This window comes from Pseudomonas nunensis (genome assembly GCF_024296925.1).
In the GTDB taxonomy this organism is placed as follows: domain Bacteria; phylum Pseudomonadota; class Gammaproteobacteria; order Pseudomonadales; family Pseudomonadaceae; genus Aquipseudomonas; species Aquipseudomonas nunensis.
The window spans coordinates 3,022,315-3,042,329 of the sequence record NZ_CP101125.1; the positions used below are offsets into that span (position 1 = coordinate 3,022,315).

Below are 20,015 nucleotides of genomic sequence, written 5' to 3' on the forward strand. Positions count from 1 at the left end.
TCAGATGGAACTTTGAGAAGAAATAGGCCACTGAATCCGGTAGGCTCAGCACTTTACTGAACACTGAATGGAGAATTTTCCCATGGCTAAAGCCACTGCCCGCCACATCCTTGTTGCCAGCGAAGACAAGTGCAACGAACTGAAAGCCCAGATCGAAGGTGGCGCTGATTTCGCCGAAGTTGCCAAAGCCAACTCCACTTGCCCGTCCAGCCGTCAGGGCGGTGACCTGGGTTCGTTCGGTCCAGGCCAGATGGTCAAGGAATTCGACACCGTGGTCTTCAGCGCGCCAATCAACGTCGTGCAAGGCCCGGTGAAAACCCAGTTCGGTTATCACCTGCTGGAAGTGACCAGCCGCCAGGACTGATCCAGCGGTTGAGTTTTCAATACAACGGCCCGCCTTTTGGTGGGCCGTTGTGTATTTGGTTACGTGATTCGGCTGGCGAGTGACGCGCCGCTAGCGTACAAATTGCGCTTATCGATCACCCGGCTCTAAGGCTGACAATGCGACTGCTTTTCCCCACTTTGATATTCACTGCCGTGGCCCTGCTCTTGAGTGCCGCTGGTGTGAATGCTGCACCGCAACACGCGTTGACCGTGTATGGCGAACCGGCGAAGTATCCCGCCGGTTTCAGTCATTTCGCCTACACCAATCCCCAAGCCCCCAAGGGCGGCACGATGCGCCGCTCGGCCATCGAGATCGGGAATTTCGACCATATCCTGCCCTACATCGACAAGGGCATCGGTGTGAACCAGATTGATGGCCTGCTTTATTCGCCCCTGGCCCAGCGTTCGCAGGACGAGCCTTATACGGTTTACGGTCTGGTGGCAGAGAAGATGGAGCGGTCCGAGGATGGTATGTCCCTACGCTTCTATCTGAATCCCAAGGCCCGATTCGCCGATGGCACGCCGATCACCGCCGAAGACGTGCGCTACACCTACGACCTGCTGATGACTCAGGGCAGCCTGCGCTATCGCACCCAGTTCGCCGATGTCAAAGGCACCGAAATCGAATCGCCCCTGACCATCCGGTTCGACTTCAAGAGCAATGAAAACCGCACCCTGCCCCTGGATATCGCGACCTTGCCAGTCTTCCCCGAGCATTGGTGGAAGACCCGCGACTTCGCCAGCGGCGGCGGTTACGAAGCGCCACTGGGCAGCGGCCCGTACCGGGTCGGCAAGGTTGATTCCGGGCGCAGCATCACCTTCGAGCGCAACGCCGACTGGTGGGGCAAGGACTTGCCGGTCAGTCGTGGCCTCTACAATTTCGATCATTTCAGCATCGAGTACTTCGGCGATACCGACGTCGCCCGCCAGGTATTGCGCGGTGGCGCCTACGACTACAACCGTGAGTTCTCCGCCACCGGTTACTCCATCGGTTACGAAGGCCCGGCCTTGAGCGACGGTCGACTGCGCAAAGCGCATCTGGCAACCGACGCACCGCAAACAGCCCAGGGTTTCGTCTTCAACCTGCAAAACCCGATGTTCCAGGACCGTCGTGTGCGCCAGGCCCTGGCCATGCTCTGGGATTTCGAATGGAGCAACCGACAGATGATGCGCGACCTGTACATCCGCCAGCAGAGCTTCTTTTCCAATACTGACCTCGCCGCTCGACAGCTTCCGGATGCTGCTGAACTCGCGATCCTCGAACCGCTGCGCGGGCAGATTCCCGACGAGGTCTTCACCCAGGTCTTCGAAGCACCGAAGACCGATGGCAGCGGCGTGATTCGCGACAAGCAGTTACAAGCGCTGGACCTGCTGGAACAGGCCGGCTGGAAACCCGATGGCGATCAACTGGTGAATGCTCAGGGCGAGCCGCTGAGCTTTACCTTCCTCACCAGCCAGAACGGCATTGACCGACTGCTGCTGCCGTATAAACGCACGCTGAAACAGATCGGCATCGACCTCAATATCCGCCGCATCGATTCGTCCCAATACGTCAACCGCCTGATGTCCCGGGACTATGACATGGTCATCACCGGCTACCCCGTGACCACCTCCCCTGGTGGCGAGCTGGTCAATTATTTCGGCTCGGCCTCGGCCAACGACCCCGGCGCCAACAATTACATGGTGCTGAAGAACCCGGCGGTCGATACGCTGATCAACGGCCTGATCCGCGCCAACACCCAGGCCGAAATGCTGCGCTACGCCCATGCCCTGGACCGGGTGCTGCAATGGAACTACTACTGGATCCCCAACTATTACCCGCCCGGCAGCTCAACCGTATGGTGGAACCGCTTCGGCATTCCCAATGTGCAAGCGAGCAATGACGAAGCCATCGAGAGTTGGTGGGAAGTGAGCTCCACGCCCCTGACCAACGAACAGATGACCGCCGAACTGATCAAGCGCGGAAAATCCGGAGGACCACATTGATGTGGGCTTACATACTGCGGCGTTTGCTGCTGATCATTCCGACGCTGGTCATCATTCTTCTGGTCAACTTCGTGATCGTCCAGGCCGCGCCCGGCGGTCCGGTGGAACAGGCCATCGCGCACCTGCAAGGCATCGGCGGCGCGACGGTCGGCGGTGGCTCCAGCGAGACGATGCACGGCACGTCCAGGGCCAGTCGCGGCCTCGACCCGCAACTGATCAAAGAGATCGAAAAACAATACGGCTTCGACAAACCGGCACCGGAACGCTTGTGGCTGATGCTTAAAAGCTACGCACGCCTGGATTTCGGCAAGAGTTTCTTCCGTGGCGCCACCGTCACCGACCTGATCCTGGAAAAAATGCCAGTGACCATTTCCCTCGGGCTCTGGGCGACGCTGATCACTTATCTGGTATCGATTCCCTTGGGCATTCGCAAAGCGGTGCACCACGGCAGCCACTTCGACATCTGGAGCAGCACCGCGATCATCATTGGCTATGCCATGCCGGCGTTCCTGTTCGCGATGTTCCTGATCGTGGTGTTTGCCGGCGGCACGTCGCTGAACTGGTTCCCGGTACGCGGGCTGGTTTCGGATAACTTCGAATCGCTGTCGACCCTGGGCAAAATCGCCGATTACTTCTGGCACCTGGTCTTGCCTGTCACTGCGTTGGTGATCGGCGGGTTCGCCACCCTGACCATCCTGACCAAGAATTCCTTCCTTAATGAAATAACCCGCCAATACGTGGTCACGGCCCGTGCAAAAGGCTTGAGCGAGCGACGGGTGTTGTACGGCCATGTGTTCCGCAATGCGATGTTGCTGGTGGTGTCGGGGATTCCCCAGGCCTTCATTAGCGTGTTCTTCGCTGGCTCCTTGCTGATTGAGGTGATCTTCTCCCTCGACGGTCTGGGTCGCATGAGCTACGAAGCCGCCGTATCACGGGACTACCCAGTGGTGTTCGGTTCGCTGTTCATCTTCACCTTGTTCGGCCTCCTGATAAAACTGGTCGGCGACCTCTGCTACACCCTGGTCGACCCGCGTATCGACTTCGCCGCGAGGAACGCCTGATGTTCAAGCTTTCGCCGCTGGGCCGGCGCCGTTTCGAACGTTTCAAGAAAAACCGCCGGGGCTGGTGGTCGCTGTGGCTGTTTATCGGGTTGTTCCTGCTGACCCTCGGCGGCGAACTGATCGCCAACGACAAACCGCTGATCGTCAGTTACCAAGGCTCGCTGTACTTCCCGGCGTTCAAGCGCCACACCGAACAGGAGTTTGGCGGGCAACTGCCGTTCCAGGCCGATTACCGCAGCGACTATGTACAGAAGCTGATCAAGAAGGACGGCGGTTGGCTGCTGTTCCCGCCGATCCCGTTCAGCGACGACACCCCCAACTACGACCTGAACAAACCGGCGCCGAGCCCACCGACGAAGGTCAACTGGCTGGGCACCGACGACCAGGCACGAGATGTGCTGGCCCGGGTAATTTTCGGTGCGCGGGTGTCGATTCTGTTTGCCCTTATGCTGACCTTAGTCAGTGCATTGATCGGTATTGCCGCCGGCGCACTGCAAGGCTATTACGGCGGCTGGGTCGATCTGCTGGGCCAACGTTTGCTGGAAGTCTGGTCGGGGCTGCCGGTGCTGTACCTGCTGATTATTCTGTCGGGGTTCGTCGAACCGAATTTCTGGTGGCTGCTGGGGATCATGGCGCTGTTTTCATGGCTGGCCCTGGTGGACGTGGTGCGCGCCGAATTCCTGCGCGGGCGCAACCTGGAATACGTCAAGGCTGCTCGCGCGCTGGGCCTGAGCGACCAAAAAGTGATCGTGCGGCACATCCTGCCGAATGCCATGAATGCAACCTTGAGCTATCTGCCGTTTATCCTCACAGGGGCGATTTCCACCCTTACCGCGCTGGACTTTCTCGGCTTCGGCATGCCTGCCGGCAGTGCTTCCCTGGGCGAACTTATCGGCCAGGGCAAGCAGAACCTGCAAGCGCCATGGTTGGGTCTGACGGCGTTTTTCACCCTCGCGCTGATTCTTTCTTTGCTGGTATTTATCGGCGAGGCGTTGCGTGATGCCTTTGATCCAAGATCATGAAACGGACGGTAGATATGAGTGACAACCTGATCGAAATCCGTGACCTCAACGTAGCCTTCAGCGGCCAGACCGTGGTGCGCAACCTGTGCCTGGACATCCGCCCCGGCGAATGCCTGGCACTGGTGGGCGAATCGGGCTCAGGTAAATCGGTGACGGCCCATTCGATCCTGCAATTGCTGCCTGAGGAAGGCACTGAAACCCGCGGTAGCATTCGTTATCGCGGCCAGGAATTGGTCGGTGCCGATGCCAAGGTGCTGCGCCAGTTGCGCGGCAACCGGATCGCGATGATCTTCCAGGAGCCGATGACCTCGCTGAATCCGCTGCACAGCATCGAAAAGCAGATCGGCGAAACCTTGCTGCTGCACAAGGGTCTGGCGGGCAAAGCGGCGCAAGCGCGGATTCTCGAACTGCTGGAACTGGTGGGCATCAAGAAACCCAAGGAACGGCTCAAGGCCTACCCGCATCAACTGTCCGGCGGCCAGCGGCAACGGGTGATGATCGCCATGGCCCTGGCCTGTGAGCCGGAGTTGCTGATCGCCGACGAACCGACCACCGCGCTGGATGTGACGGTGCAGCGCAAGATCCTGCTGCTGCTCAAGTCCCTGCAACAACGGCTTGGCATGTCGCTGCTGCTGATCAGTCATGACCTCAATCTGGTGCGCAGCATTGCCCAGCGGGTGTGCGTGATGAAGGCAGGGGAAATTGTCGAGCAAGCCCCTTGCGAGACGCTGTTCACCGAGCCGAAGCATCCTTACAGCTGCGTGCTGCTGAACGCCGAACCGGAAGGCGAAGCCCTGCCCCGGGATGAACGCGAGAAGGTGCTGGAAGTCGACAACCTGCACGTCAAGTTTGCCCTGGGCGGCGGGTTGTTCCAGCGCAAGACCTGGTTGCACGCGGTGGATGGCATCAGCCTGCATGTCCAGCGCGGCAAAACCCTGGGCATCGTCGGCGAGTCCGGTTCAGGCAAGTCCACCTTGGGCCAGGCGATCCTGCGTTTGCTCGACTCCGAAGGCAGTATTCGCTTTCAGGGCGAGGCGCTGGATGGCTTGACGCAAAAACAGCTGCGGCCGTGGCGCAAGAAAATGCAGGTGGTGTTCCAGGACCCGTTCGGCAGCTTGAGCCCCCGCATGTCCGTGGCGCAGATCATCAGCGAAGGGCTGGAAGTGCATAGCCAACTGACCGCCGAGGAATGCAAGGCTGAAGTGATTCGGGCACTGGTTGAAGTCGGCCTCGACCCGCAAAGCCGTCATCGCTATCCGCATGAGTTTTCCGGTGGCCAACGGCAACGCATCGCCATCGCCCGGGCACTGGTGCTCAAGCCGGCGCTGATCCTGCTGGACGAACCGACCTCGGCGCTGGACCGCACCGTGCAAAAACAAGTGGTCGCCCTGCTCCGGGATCTCCAGGAAAAACACGGCCTGACCTACCTGTTTATCAGCCATGATCTGGCGGTGGTGCGCGCCCTGGCGCATGACATGATTGTGATCAAGGATGGCAAAGTGGTGGAAAGCGGCGCCAGCCATGATGTGTTCGACTCGCCGCAGCATCCGTATACCAAGGAACTGTTGGCGGCGGCGCATCCGGGGTAGGCCTTTGGACCGAGGCGCGGCCTTCGCGGGCAAGCCTCGCTCCTACAGATTATGCGTTGCGCCCATTTCCGGCATGCGACTTAAATCCTGTAGGAGCGAGGCCTGCCCGCGAAGAGGCCCCGACAGACAACACAACTTCTGGACCTGAAACCATGAACACCACCGAAAGCCTCAAGGACTACCAGCGCGTTCGCATGCTGGCGATCCGTTCGTTGTTCGAGATCATCGAGCAGTCGAGCGAAGGCACGGTGATTGTCGACCGCGACGCGAATATTGTCTGGATGAACGAACGCTACGCCCGGCGCTTCGGCCTGGAATCGGCGGAAGTCGCGATCGGCAAAGCCTGTGAAAGTGTTATCCCCGGCAGTCTGCTGCGCGAAGTGGTGCGCACCGGCCGGCCGATTTTGCTCGACATGCAGGACACGCCCAAAGAACCGCTGGTGGTAATGCGCCTGCCGATTCATGACGACGCCGGCGCAGTGATCGGCGCGATCGGTTTTGCCCTGTTCGACGAACTGCGCAGTCTGTCGCCGATGCTCAAGCGCTACCTGAGCATGCAGGAAGAACTGGCCTCCACCCGCTCGCTGCTGCGCGCACGGCAAACCAAATACAACTTCGCCCATTTCATCGGTACCAGCGCCGCCAGCCTGGAAGTAAAACGCCGGGCCCGGCGCAGTGCCAGTGCCGAATCGCCAGTGCTGTTGCTCGGAGAAACCGGCACCGGCAAGGAGTTGCTGGCCCAGGCCATCCACGGCGCTTCGCCTCGGGCGCACAAGGCGTTTGTCAGCATCAACAGTGCGGCGATTCCCGAGTCATTACTGGAAGCGGAATTCTTTGGCACCGCCCCCGGCGCGTTTACCGGCGCGGACCGCAAGGGTCGGGTCGGCAAGTTGCAGATCGCCCAGGGCGGCACGCTGTTCCTGGATGAGATCGGCGACATGCCCTTGCCCCTGCAAAGCAAGCTGCTGCGGGTGTTGCAGGAAAAAGAGTTCGAGCCGGTGGGCTCCAATGAAGTAATCCAGAGCGATGTGCGGGTGATCGCCGCCACGTCCACAGATCTGGAAGCAGCGATCAAGCGTGGCGAATTTCGTGCGGATTTGTACTACCGCCTCAACGTCCTGCCGATCCAGGTTCCACCGCTGCGCGACCGGCTCGACGATATCCCCGCTCTCAGCGAAGCGATCCTTGAAGAACTGCGCAGTCAGCACGAGTTGAACCGCGAAGCGTTGGAGCTGCTGGGCCAGCACGCCTGGCCGGGAAATATTCGCGAGTTGCGCAACGTGTTGGAGCGCGCGGCGTTGCTCAGTGATGACTTGATGCTGAACGCGGCTGACATTCGCGCAGCGATTGGCACATTTACCCCGGTTGAGCGCACGCCCAACCTTACGATAGAGCCCACCGCGCATGAGACGTTCAGTGAGGCTCGTGAGCGGTTTGATCGGCAGTTGATTGAGTCGGCGCTCGCGCAATGTGGGGGCAAGGTGATTGAGGCGGCGGCGCGATTGGGGCTTGGGCGGTCGACTTTGTATAAGAAAATGGTGGCGTTGGGGATTGCGGAGTCTCTATAGAGAGACTGATGTCTCCATATTTAGAAAGATCAAAAGCTTCGCGAGCAAGCCCGCTCCCACAGTGGATTTGTGTTGTACACATCCCCCCTGTGGGAGCGGGCTTGCTCGCGAAGAGGCCCACCCACCCAACATACATCTCAAATTAGAGACAAATCACCGAACCCGCCCCGCCAACCAAACAATTTATCTTTATATTTCAACAACTTAATCGATTGGCACGATTCCCGCTAAAGCCCTCTCCCACAAAAGATCCACCCTACAAAAATAACAATCCAGGAGACACACCATGAGTGTGATCATTGCCTTGGCAGCTCTCACGCTGCTGATGCTGGCTGCCTACCGTGGCTACAGCGTTATCCTCTTTGCCCCGATTGCCGCCCTCGGCGCTGTCCTGCTCACTGACCCTTCGGCCGTCGCCCCTGCTTTCACCGGGGTGTTCATGGATAAAATGGTCGGCTTCATCAAACTGTATTTCCCGGTGTTCCTGCTCGGCGCAGTGTTCGGCAAGCTGATTGAGTTGTCGGGGTTCTCCCGCTCCATTGTCGCGGCCGCCATTCGCTTGCTCGGCACCCGCCAGGCGATGCTGGTGATCGTGTTGGTCTGCGCCCTGCTCACCTACGGCGGCGTGTCGCTGTTTGTGGTGGTGTTCGCGGTCTACCCGTTTGCCGCCGAGATGTTCCGCCAGAGCAACATCCCGAAACGCCTGATCCCGGCGACCATCGCCCTCGGCGCATTTTCCTTCACCATGGATGCCCTGCCCGGCACTCCGCAGATCCAGAACATCATCCCCAGCACCTTCTTCAACACCACCGCCTGGGCGGCGCCCTGGCTGGGCCTGATCGGCACGATTTTCGTGTTCTGCACCGGCATGCTGTTTCTGCAGCGCCAACGCAACAAGGCCCAGCGTGCCGGTGAAGGCTACGGCACCGAGCTGCGCAACGAGCCGGAAACTGCTGCGGACATCAAGTTACCGAACCCGTGGATCGCGCTGTCGCCGCTATTGGCGGTGGGCATCATGAACCTGCTGTTCACCCAGTGGATTCCACAGTGGTACGGCAAGACCCACAGCCTCTCGCTGCCGGGCATGGCGACGCCGGTGACCACCGAAATCGCCAAGCTCACGGCGATCTGGGCAGTTCAGGCCGCGTTGCTGGTCGGTATCATCATGGTGCTGGTGTTTGGCTTTCAGGCGATTCGCAGCAAATTGGCCGAAGGCAGTAAAAGTGCGGTCAGCGGCGCGCTGCTGGCGGCGATGAATACTGCGTCGGAATACGGTTTTGGTGCGGTGATCGCCTCCCTGCCGGGCTTCCTGGTATTGGCCGACTGGCTGAAAAGCATTCCCAACCCGCTGGTCAACGAAGCGATTACCGTGACCTTGCTGGCCGGCATCACCGGTTCCGCATCCGGGGGCATGAGCATTGCGCTGGCGGCCATGGCCAATGACTTCATCGCCGCGGCCCACGCCGCGAACATTCCGCTGGAAGTGCTGCACCGGGTGGCCGCGATGGCCAGCGGCGGCATGGACACCCTGCCGCACAACGGCGCGGTGATTACCCTGCTCGCGGTCACCGGCCTGACGCACCGCGAAGCCTACAAAGACATTTTCTGTATTACGCTGATCAAGACCCTGGCGGTTTTTGTGGTGATCGGTACTTTCTACGCCACTGGCATTGTGTGAGGTATTCATGACGACTCTTACAGGCAAGACCGCATTGGTCACCGGTTCCACCAGCGGCATTGGCCTGGGGATCGCCCTCAGCCTGGCCAAGGCCGGCGCCAATGTGGTGCTCAACGGTTTCGGCGATGCGTCCAAGGTGATTGCCGAAGTGGAACAGTTTGGCGGCAAGGTCGGGCATCACCCGGCCGACGTGAGCAACCCGCAACAGATCGCCGAGATGATTGCCTACGCGGAGCGTGAGTTCGGTGGCGTGGATATTCTGGTCAACAACGCCGGAATTCAGCATGTGGCGGCGGTGGAAGACTTTCCGCTGGAGCGCTGGGATTCGATCATCGCGATCAACCTGTCGTCGGTGTTTCACAGCACGCGCCTGTGCCTGCCGCGTATGCGCGCCAAGAACTGGGGCCGGATCATCAACATTGCTTCGGTTCACGGCCAGGTCGGTTCGGTGGGCAAAGCGGCTTACGTCGCCGCCAAGCATGGGGTGATCGGGTTGACCAAAGTGGTTGGCCTGGAAACCGCGACCACCCAGGTGACCTGCAATGCGATCTGCCCGGGCTGGGTGTTGACGCCGTTGGTGCAAAAGCAGATCGACGATCGCGCGGCCACCGGGATCGACCCGCAGCAGGCGCAGCATGATTTGTTGGCGGAGAAACAGCCGTCCCTGGAATTCGTGACCCCGCCGCAGTTGGGTGAACTGGTGCTGTTCTTGTGCAGCGAGGCCGGCAGCCAGGTGCGTGGCGCGGCGTGGAATATTGATGGTGGGTGGTTGGCGCAGTAATTCGCCGGCTGGACCCCTGTGGCGAGGGAGCTTGCTCCCGTTGGGTGGCGGAGCCGCCCCAAAACCTGAGCAGGTGATTCAACAGACAAGTCGCATTCACCGGATTTGCGGCTGCTGCGCAGCCGAGCGGGAGCAAGCTCCCTCGCCACAAGAGCCATGCGTGCAATAAGAAAGATAAGGGGACACTTATGTCAGACGTTTTGTGGCAACCCAGCGCCGAACGCATCGGCAAAACCCGCATGGAGGCGTTTCGGCGCTTCGTCAATCAACGTCATCACCTCAAGATCGACGACTACCCTGCCCTGCACCAATGGTCTATCGATCAGCGCGAAGCGTTCTGGCAGGCCATCGTTGACTTCTTCGACATCCGCTTCCACGACCAGCCCGACGCGGTACTGCGTGAAGGCCCGCAGATGCCCAGCGCCGAATGGTTCCCCGGCGCGACCCTGAACTTCGCCGAGCATCTCCTGCGTCGTCGCGACGATGCTGTGGCAGTGGTTGCTATTGCGGAAAACGGTCAGCGCGAGCAATTGACCTGGGCCGAACTGGCCAGCAATGTCGCCGGGTTCCAGAACAGCCTGAAAGCCGCGAACGTCGGCCTCGGCGACCGGGTCGCGGCGTGCATGCCCAACACCTGGCAAACCCTGGTGGCGATGCTGGCCACCACCAGCCTCGGAGCGATCTGGTCCTGTTCGTCACCGGACTTCGGCACCCAAGGGGTGATCGATCGTTTCGGTCAGATCGAGCCAAAGGTCCTGATCACCTGTGCCGGTTATCGCTATGCCGGCAAGGAGATCGACCAGACAGCCAAGGTCAACGAAATCCTCGAACGCCTGCCGTCCTTGCAACAGTTGATCGTGGTGCCTTACGCCCGGCCCCACGCGCACATTCAAGACTTCCACACCCAGGCCAATGTGACGCTGTGGGATGATTTCTACGACGTCGGCGGCGAGCCGGATTTCGTCCCCGTGCCGTTCGCCCATCCGCTGTACATCCTGTATTCCAGCGGCACCACCGGCGTGCCGAAATGCATCATCCACAGCACCGGCGGTGTGCTGCTGCAACACGCCAAGGAACACGGCCTGCATTGCGACCTCGGCCCCGGCAGCCGGTTGTTTTACTACACCACCTGCGGCTGGATGATGTGGAACTGGCTAGTGTCGGCCCTGGCTGTCGGTAGTGCCGTGGTGCTGTACGACGGCTCACCGTTTCATCCCGGCCCCGAGCGCTTGATCGACCTGATCGATGACGAACGCATCAACGTCTTTGGCACCAGCCCCAAGTTCCTTGCGACCCTCGAAAGCAATGGCGTGAAACCTCGCCAGAGCCACGACCTGAGCAGCCTCAAAACGCTGCTCTGCACCGGTTCGGCGCTGTCACCGCAGAGTTACGATTTCGTCTACCGTGACGTCAAACCCGACGTGTGCCTGGCTTCGATGTCCGGCGGCACCGACATCGTTTCGTGCTTCGTGGTCGGCAATCCGTTGCAACCGGTGCGCCGTGGGGAAATCCAGGGCAAAAGCCTGGCGATGGCGGTGGAGGTCTGGAACGACGCCGGGCAACCGGTGATCGGCGAAAAAGGCGAACTGGTGTGCACCCGGCACTTTCCGGCGATGCCCATCGGTTTATGGAATGACCCTACGGGCGAAAAACTCCGCGCTTCTTACTTCAGCCAGTTCCCCGGCGTCTGGGCCCAAGGCGACTACGCCGAGCAACTGCCCCACGGCGGGATGCTGATCCATGGCCGCTCCGACGCGGTACTCAACCCCGGCGGCGTGCGCATTGGCACGGCGGAAATTTACCGTCAGGTCGAGAAAGTGCCGCAGGTGCAGGACAGCGTGGCGATCGGTCAGCAATGGCAGGATGATGTGCGGGTGGTGCTGTTTGTGCGCCTGAAGGATGGCGTCACGCTTGATGAAGCATTAGAGCAGCAGATCCGCCAAGTCATCCGTGCCAACACAACACCGAGGCATGTGCCGGCGAAAATCCTCAGCGTGACGGACATTCCGCGCACCATCAGCGGCAAAGTGGTGGAGTTGGCGGTGAGAAATGTAGTGCATGGGCAGCCCGTGAAAAACACCGATGCACTGGCCAATCCCGAAGCGCTGGAGCAGTTTCGGGATCGACCGGAGTTGGTCGACTAATAGCCGTCAAAAGGGATCAAAGGCTGATCAGAACCTCTCCCTCTATAGGGCCGCTGCGACGTTTTCCGACAGCGGCAGACATGATCCGGGTGTTCTGCAAAAACCTTGATTTATCGGTCATCAATTGGTCGAACAACACAACCGCGAGACTGAAGGTGTCCGCATTTTCCAGAGACCTGGCACTGTCATGTTTTTGTACTGGCGACTCTAACGAAATCGCAAGTTCGCCCAAGGCAAGATTCAGTAACGGCGCGACATTCAATTGATAAGTGTCCTGACTCTTTGTCTGCGGGTCGAGTGCGTAGCTCAAACCTTTCGCGTCTGGCCCGCCCCTGAACATTTCATGCACCAGATCGATGGCGATGACCTCGTAGTTGAGCTTTTCCCGGTAAAAATGATCATTCAGGTTGTCGCTGTAGACGGTAATCACCGGTTGATCTACCCCGGCAACCGCGCCGTCTTTTTTCCATGCCTTGTATTCCACTGGCATGAGGGAGGCCGTGGTGATGTCATCTTTTACCGCTGCCAAGACGAAGTTTCTGCCGGACAAACCATCAAAGTCAGTCTTGACTACTTTCAGGAAATTCAGCGCCTGATCTCGCCCCTTTGCCGTACTGCCAAACAACAACCCGATCACCAGATTGGTGTCCAGACTGTTGGAGTGTTCGCCCAATGTCACCAACGCATTGGCGATCTTAGAACGGGCAATTGGCAAACTTTTGCGCAGAATCAAATGGGTGTAATCCGCAGGCAATAGTTTGTGAAACCTGGGTACGCTGAGCGACTGTGTGAAGTCAAAGCGTTTCAGTTTCGGCCCCCATGGTTTACCCAGTCGATTCATGGCAAACCAACGCTCCTTTCGGGCAATCGCACAAATACTCACTGCATCGCCGCCATTCTCCAGCGGGCGCCACAGACCTTGGCCGATGTGTGAATAATCGGCAGCCTTGATCAGATCATAAGATTGGGCGCTACCCGCAATTTTGCGTAGCTGGAAGGTCGCGGTTTCAAACGTTTGAAGAACGCCAGCGCCTAACTTCAAGGAGCCTTTGTGAAACAGTTTCCCCGCGCTTCGCCCAACCGTTCCCGCCCCATCCAGAGGATTGAACATCGATATAGTCGTGGTGATGGCGAATTTCGCCAGGCTGGCAACTTTGGACGTCATCGAAACACTTCTGGCGGCGACGCTCATGACTTTGCTTACGACACCTACCGCTGTACCGAACAGCGCAAGGGTATCCATGATGCAGCCAAAAGCCCCGTCGGCTACCCGATTTTTATCGCCAGAACTCAAGTCCTCAATGCAGCTTTTGAACGGCACGATCAAATTGACAAGAAATTCCGTCTGCGCCTTCTGAGTGAGGATCTTCTCCTCCATCCAGGTCAATTCTGTGGCAATTTCCTTAAGCTCTTCGTAGGTCACCAGCGGACGGTTCTTCACGATAAACGTCGCGATTTTGTCAAACTGTTCGCTTGCGTAATTCTTGTAGATGCTATGTCCGCGCGAAACACGAATGTTCGGCCCTGCAATTTCGCCGAGTTTTTCGATTACCGCTGCGCTGTAGACCTTAATGTTGCTATGCACACCGTGGGTGTAATTCCTGATATCAACAGGAATATCCGCAGTTGTGGGGATTGCCCGTGTTTTCTCTGACATATCGCCGGAAAAATCCACTCTGGCTGCGGTGCGCATTTTTTGTGTTCTTCCAATCAGTGCGCCCAACTCCGGGTTTTTTTGGCACTTGCCCAGCAGAATGAAAACTTCATAACAGGTAATTTGATCATTGCCGTGGAAGGCGCACATCACCACGCCATAGCGCCCCGTAGCAGCGTCCTTCTCCGCTTGGGTTTCCGCTAGATAATTTCGCCCCGGCGTACTACTGCCTACCAGGCCGGAAGTCACCTCGGGAATATGATTTTTCGCCACGGATGGACGCAGCGTAAAAAAACCGATTTTGCTGTTTTGGAAAACAACACGGTCGGCGTCCATCATAGAAGACATCGCCAACTTCATTATCGTGACGTGCGCACTGTTCATTTTGCTGTAATGCGCCTTCAGCACTCGGTCAAACTCAACATCTACATTGTCCAGTCCGGATAAACCCGGCCAGGTTTTAAAAATACTCTCCCCGTTAAGCTTGTCCCAATTACCACCGACCAGATACCCGCTAATGTGTGCATCGACCATTGATAGCGGATGGCCGGTCGGGCGGTAAATCGAGTTCGGTTGTTCATCAGGACGGGAGGACCAGTTTCGCGTATTGGTGCCTTGCTTGTAGTCCCTGTCCTTGCGGGTAAAAAGTGAACGCTCCTCAAGATTAAAGCCCGGTGCAGCATCCTCCAGCGCTTTCAGAGCAACCTGCTTGCGAGAAGGCATCACTGTCGAGAATGTCTCGGCTGCCTGAGCAATCGAAGTCGCGTATCCGTCATAGGCTGTCACTGCGACGATCGACGTATCTTTTTCGGACTCGGCTAACTGCTCATGGGTAATCAGTTTATTGATCAGGCCCCAATCGATAATGGACGGGATCGCCGCCAACCCTTGGAGCTTTTCAATCCACGGGCCGACGGGCTCGATCCCGGCGAATGCCATTACTTGATCATAAGTCATCGATTGCGAGCTCCCCGGCGACTTCAGTTCGAGGGTTGCCACGGCACTGCAAAAACTCACCCAGCCCACCGAGCCGACCAGCAATTGATCTGGGATATCCCTGACCAGGAATTCCGGTGCCGCTTTAGCCAATAGCAGATGAATCGCCAACCGCGAGAGCCTCATTGAAACAATCTGATTGCTCAGCAGATAACGTTCAAGATCATCAAGAATCAGAAAGTATGGTAAATCAGCATTCGCAGGCTGATAAAGATCGTAGCCGCAGATGTGGTTCCGCCGAGAGTCCCGGCCACTGTGATGATCAAGATCAAGAAGGACTGCAGTAACGAGTATTTGGGCAAGGTCTTCGGCGGTAACGTTTTCATCCGGGCCAGCGCCATACCATTGCAACTCGCTGATGTATTTTTTCGCGAGAGCCTGGGACGTGGAGTGGAGAAACATTTCCTTGATCAACCGGCTGGCCGCCTGCGGGTCATATGGGTCTGGTAACGCTTTCACACTTTCAGAGTACAACTTTTCAAGTAGCCTTCCCTTTTGAGAAAGCGTCTTCGCTGTGAGCGCCCTGACTCTTTGTATTTCTTCATCGGTTAATACGGCCGACGAATCATCCTCAGCGACGAGCTGCCCCCAATAATTACCGAGCGGCTCAACATCCGGCAATTCCAGTGTCAGGAAGGCAATCAGATTCTTCACCCCGGCGATTGTCGCTGGCACATAGAGGTCGTGAAACCTCAACCACTGGGACAACACCACTTCATCAGAGTCCCACACGAACTCCCCCGTCACCTTGGCGAACCCGGCCAATAAACGGATTCGCTCGATAGCGTTCGGATCGGCATCCAGCCTTTGCGTAATGTCGTGTTTATCCTGACCAGCGAAAACAATGACCTCGCCACGCCCGGTGATGCAGAATTCATCTGTTTCTTTAGTTCGATAGCGCGCGTGTACCCCGATCATCGACTTGAACTTCAGCATTTCTTCCAACAGAACTTTGGCCGGGGTGTGCGCCTGATAAAGCGAGGACCCCACACGCAATTGAAAAGGCATGTTATCCAAATCGACCAACCGGGTATCGACACCTCCATGTTTCTCTACAAGTTCTTGCAGTTCAGCCAATAACAGTTGCTTCTCGAAAGCATCTTCACTCATGCGCAGGTTATGTGTTTGGGCAGCAACCGAGCCAACAGCCTTCGGTTTATTTCTGGTTATCATCAAGGATCTTCCTACCAACTTTCTGCCGGCATAATTATTGAGAGCAAGATACTTGCCCACAACAGAAAAACCCTCAAGCCATCTTCTATTAGATAGCGTTTCAACGGACAATGAATAGCGGTCGCCTGCGCCACTGCGCCACTTAAAATGCCATGGGCTTAACTAATAAATACGCTTAATCCACCAGCCCCCACTCTCCCGCAGAGCCTGGTTGGTCAGGTAACGTTTCGACATGCAACTTCAGGCGCAACCGCAAGTTATTCACTGAATCAGCATGTTTTAACGCCTCCTCCTCACTGATCGCACCTTCCACGACCAACGCGTACAGCGCCCCGTCAAATGTCTGCATCCCCAACTCCACCGACTTCTCCATGATCCCTTTAAGTTCATCAAACGCATTACGCCGGATCAGATCGGCAATGGTCGGCGTCCCCAACATCACCTCCACCGCCGCCCGGCGCTGGCCGTCGCGGGTGCGCACCAGACGCTGCGAAACGAACGCCTTGAGGTTGTTGGCCAGGTCGTGCAGCAATTGTTCGCGACGCTCCTGAGGGAAGAAATTGATGATGCGGTCCAGCGCCTGGTTGGCGTTGTGCGCGTGCAGGGTGGAGATCACCAGATGACCGGTATCGGCAAAGGTCAACGCGTGCTCCATGGTCTCGCGGTCGCGGATTTCACCGATCAGCACCACGTCCGGGGCCTGGCGCAGGGTGTTTTTCAACGCGGAATGAAAACTGCGGGTATCGACGCCGACCTCACGCTGGTTAATGATCGACTTTTTGTGCCGATGGATATATTCCACCGGGTCTTCGATGGTGATGATGTGGCCGCTGCTGTGGCGGTTACGGTAATCGATCAGCGCCGCCAGGGAGGTGGACTTTCCCGAGTCGGTGGCGCCGACAAACAGCATCAGGCCTTGCTTGAGCATCACGGTTTCGAGCAGCACCGGCGGCAGGTTGAGGTCTTCGAAGCGCGGGATGTCGAGCTTGATGTTACGCGCGACAATCGACACGTCATTGCGTTGTTTGAACAGGTTGATCCGAAAGCGTCCGACCCCTGGCAGGGAGATCGCCAGGTTCATTTCCAGTTCCCGATCGAACTCCAGACGCTGTTCGGCGTCCATGATGGACTCGGCGATGGCCGCGATTTCCCCCGGTTTGAACCGCTGTTCGGACAAGGGTTTGAGCACGCCATCGAACCGCGCACTGGGTGGCGCGCCGGTGGAGAGGTAAAGATCGGAGCCCTCCTGGCTGGCCAGTTGCCGCAACAATAAATCGATTTCCATGGCAAAAAGCACCCGCGAAGCATTCAATGAACGGATATGGCCCGATACCGTGACCCATCGGACCATCCAGCGTCTACTGCCTTGCAAGGATAGTAGACGTAGCCACACCGACTGACGTGCAGGACATCTTGATGAACGCATCACCGACCGGCAGCGATGCCCAGGCCCTGATCGCCCGACTGGACTGGAGCCGCAGCCCCCTGGGCGCCGCCAGTGCCTGGCCGCAGAGCCTGCGTACCGCGGTGGACATCGTGATTCATTCGCCGATGCCCATGCTCTTGCTGTGGGGCCCGCAGCTCACGCAGATCTACAACGACGGCTTCGCGCTGCTGGCGGGCAGCAAGCATCCGCACGCTTTCGGACAGCCGACACACCTGATCTGGCCCGAATTAAAAGACTTTACTGACCCAATCTACAGCGCCGTCCTACAAGGCCAGGTGCGGACCTACAGCGAACAGCGCTTTACCTTGCAGCGCGACGGGCAGGATTCCGACTTCTGGCTGGATTTGACCTACAGCCCGATTCGCGATGAACACGCCGAGGTGGCCGGGATCCTGGTCACGGCCATCGAAACCAACGAGCGACGACGGATCGCCCTCGAACTCGAACAGCGCTCCGCCGCCAGTCTCAAGGCCCAACACGAAACCGAACAACGCCTGCAACTGGCGCTCGCCGCCACCGATGCGGTCGGCACCTGGGACTGGGACATTGGCGAGGACCGCTTCATCGCCGACGCCCACTTCGCGCAGTTGCACGGCGTTGATCCGGCGATGGCCAGCCAGTTGCCGATCAGCGAATACCTGCACGGCGTGCACCCGGAAGACCGAGGCATGGTGGCGCGCAGCATCAAGCACTGCATCACCCACGGCACCGAATACGCCGAGGAATATCGCTTGCTGCAACCCGATGGTGAGTTGCGCTGGGTGTTTGCCCGGGGGCGTTGCTACAAGGACCACCACGGCCGGCCGACGCGCTTCCTCGGTGCCGCCCTGGACCTGACCGAACGCAAACACACCGAACAGGCGCTACGCCAGAGCCAGACCGAGTTGCAGCTGATCATCAACGCGATGCCGATCCTGATCAGCTACGTGGACCGCGAGGAACGCTTTCGCCTGAACAACGCCGCGTACCTCGACTGGTACGGCCTGACACCCCAAGAGCTGTTCGGCCGAACCATCCGTGAAGTGCTTGGCGAAGAAGCCTACGGCCTGCGCGCCGAGCACATCGCCGAAGCGCTGGCGGGCAAGCCTTGCTGCTTCAGCATCGATGCCGCGCACCGTGACGGCAGCATCCGCAGCGCTCTGATGAATTACCTGCCGCGCCACGGCGCGGATGGCTCGGTCAACGGTTTTTACATCTTCGTGATCGACGAAACCGAGCGCAAACAGACCGAAGAAGCTCTGCGCAACCTCAATGAAACCCTCGAAGAACGAGTGATCGCCCGCACTCAACAACTGGCCGAAGCCAATCAGCGCCTGCAAAACGAGATGTTCGAACGTGAGCGCGCTGAAGACGCATTACGGCATGCGCAAAAAATGGAAGCGGTCGGCCAGCTCACTGGCGGTATCGCTCACGACTTCAACAACATGCTCACCGGGATCATCGGCAGCCTCGATCTGATGCAGCGCTACATCGCCGACGGACGCACCGCCGAGATCGGCCGGTTCACCGAAGCGGCGGTGTCCTCAGCCAACCGCGCGGCAGCCCTGACCCATCGCCTGCTGGCGTTCTCCCGGCGCCAGTCGCTGGACCGCAAGCCGCTGAACGCCAATGACCTGATTCATTCCCTGGAAGACCTGCTCAGCCGTACCAAGGGCGACCATATCGAACTCAAGCTGCAATTGGCGAACGAGGTGTGGCCGGTCAGCACCGACGTCAGCCAACTGGAAAACGCCTTGCTGAACCTGGTGATCAACGCCCGCGATGCCATGCCTGACGGTGGTCGGCTGCTGATCGAAACCGCTAACGTTTACCTCGACGGCAACGACCTCACCCCTCTGGAGTCGGTCAAGGCCGGGGACTATCTGATGATTGCCGTCAGCGACAATGGCACCGGCATGTCCGCATCGGTGCTGGCCAAGGCGTTCGATCCGTTCTTCACCACCAAACCCATCGGCCAGGGCACGGGCCTCGGGTTGTCGATGATCTACGGCTTTGCCCAGCAGTCGGGCGGGCATGTCAGCCTCGACAGCGTGCCGGGCCAGGGCACTTGCGTACGTCTGTACTTGCCGCGCCTGCACCTCGGCGCGCCGCAGGACACCTTGATGCCAGTCACCGGCGAAGCACCGTCGGCGATTGCCGGTGAAACCGTGGTGCTGGTGGAAGACGACCCGGCTGTGCGCATGCTGGTGCTCGATTTACTGAATGAGCTGGGTTACCACGCCCATGAAGCCGAAGACGCGAGGGCTGCCCTGCCCTTGCTCGAATCCGACCTGCGCGTGGATTTGTTGGTAACCGATGTCGGGCTGCCAGGGATGAATGGCCGACAACTGGCGGAAATCGCCCGCCAGCATCGGCCGAACCTCAAAGTGCTGTTCATGACCGGCTACGCGGAGAAAGCCGCCGAGCGCCAGGGCTTCCTGGAGGAAGGCATGGACATGGTGGCCAAACCGTTTTCCATCGACCTGCTAGCCAACAAGATTCGCACGATGATCGGCCAACCGGAGTGAGTTAAGGCATAATCGCGCGCCCCCG

12 protein-coding genes are annotated in these 20,015 nt (G+C 58.6%); 10 read left to right on the forward strand and 2 right to left on the reverse strand.

Features of this window, described 5'->3' with window-relative positions:
* Positions 1-82: 82 nt before the first annotated feature.
* From NK667_RS12930 to NK667_RS12970, 9 genes are all read left to right on the forward strand, one after another.
* Positions 83-364: a peptidylprolyl isomerase gene (locus NK667_RS12930; RefSeq protein WP_003445034.1), complete on the forward strand. Its 282-nt coding sequence runs from the start codon at positions 83-85 to the stop codon at positions 362-364.
* A gap of 137 nt (positions 365-501) precedes the next feature.
* The gene (locus NK667_RS12935; RefSeq protein ID WP_054614994.1) at positions 502-2,370 is read left to right on the forward strand and encodes an extracellular solute-binding protein; all 1,869 of its coding nucleotides are present in this window, start codon (positions 502-504) and stop codon (positions 2,368-2,370) included.
* Complete coding sequence (locus tag NK667_RS12940; protein WP_054046607.1) at positions 2,370-3,431, forward strand: microcin C ABC transporter permease YejB; 1,062 nt, start codon at positions 2,370-2,372, stop codon at positions 3,429-3,431. The genes NK667_RS12935 and NK667_RS12940 overlap by 1 nt, the downstream gene beginning before the upstream one ends.
* Positions 3,431-4,453 carry an ABC transporter permease gene (locus tag NK667_RS12945; RefSeq protein ID WP_054614995.1) on the forward strand — a complete coding sequence of 341 codons (1,023 nt, stop codon included), beginning with the start codon at positions 3,431-3,433 and terminating at the stop codon, positions 4,451-4,453. Before NK667_RS12940 ends, NK667_RS12945 begins: the two co-directional genes overlap by 1 nt.
* Positions 4,454-4,467: 14 nt before the next feature.
* Positions 4,468-6,042: an ABC transporter ATP-binding protein gene (locus tag NK667_RS12950; protein WP_054614996.1), complete on the forward strand. Its 1,575-nt coding sequence runs from the start codon at positions 4,468-4,470 to the stop codon at positions 6,040-6,042.
* Positions 6,043-6,194: 152 nt separating this feature from the next.
* Positions 6,195-7,610, forward strand: a complete 1,416-nt coding sequence (locus NK667_RS12955; RefSeq protein ID WP_054614997.1) for a sigma-54 interaction domain-containing protein — start codon at positions 6,195-6,197, stop codon at positions 7,608-7,610.
* Between the two features lie 286 nt (positions 7,611-7,896).
* On the forward strand, positions 7,897-9,288 hold the full coding sequence (locus NK667_RS12960) for a GntP family permease (protein WP_054046615.1): 1,392 nt from the start codon (positions 7,897-7,899) through the stop codon (positions 9,286-9,288).
* A gap of 7 nt (positions 9,289-9,295) precedes the next feature.
* Positions 9,296-10,069 carry a 3-hydroxybutyrate dehydrogenase gene (hbdH, locus tag NK667_RS12965; protein ID WP_054046617.1) on the forward strand — a complete coding sequence of 258 codons (774 nt, stop codon included), beginning with the start codon at positions 9,296-9,298 and terminating at the stop codon, positions 10,067-10,069.
* 188 nt (positions 10,070-10,257) lie between these two features.
* The gene (locus NK667_RS12970) at positions 10,258-12,213 is read left to right on the forward strand and encodes an acetoacetate--CoA ligase (RefSeq protein WP_054614998.1); all 1,956 of its coding nucleotides are present in this window, start codon (positions 10,258-10,260) and stop codon (positions 12,211-12,213) included.
* Between the two features lie 16 nt (positions 12,214-12,229).
* Here NK667_RS12970 and NK667_RS12975 read toward each other — a convergent pair whose 3' ends face one another.
* Together NK667_RS12975 and NK667_RS12980 are read right to left on the reverse strand one after the other, a co-directional pair.
* Complete coding sequence (locus NK667_RS12975) at positions 12,230-16,036, reverse strand: hypothetical protein (protein ID WP_054614999.1); 3,807 nt, start codon at positions 16,034-16,036, stop codon at positions 12,230-12,232.
* Between the two features lie 175 nt (positions 16,037-16,211).
* Positions 16,212-17,321 (reverse strand): PilT/PilU family type 4a pilus ATPase, encoded by a 1,110-nt coding sequence (locus NK667_RS12980; protein WP_054615000.1) that lies wholly within the window; start codon positions 17,319-17,321, stop codon positions 16,212-16,214.
* Between the two features lie 131 nt (positions 17,322-17,452).
* Here NK667_RS12980 and NK667_RS12985 point away from each other — a divergent pair, with 131 nt between their 5' ends.
* Positions 17,453-19,990 carry a PAS domain-containing hybrid sensor histidine kinase/response regulator gene (locus NK667_RS12985; RefSeq protein WP_054615001.1) on the forward strand — a complete coding sequence of 846 codons (2,538 nt, stop codon included), beginning with the start codon at positions 17,453-17,455 and terminating at the stop codon, positions 19,988-19,990.
* The last annotated feature ends 25 nt before the right edge of the window (positions 19,991-20,015 follow it).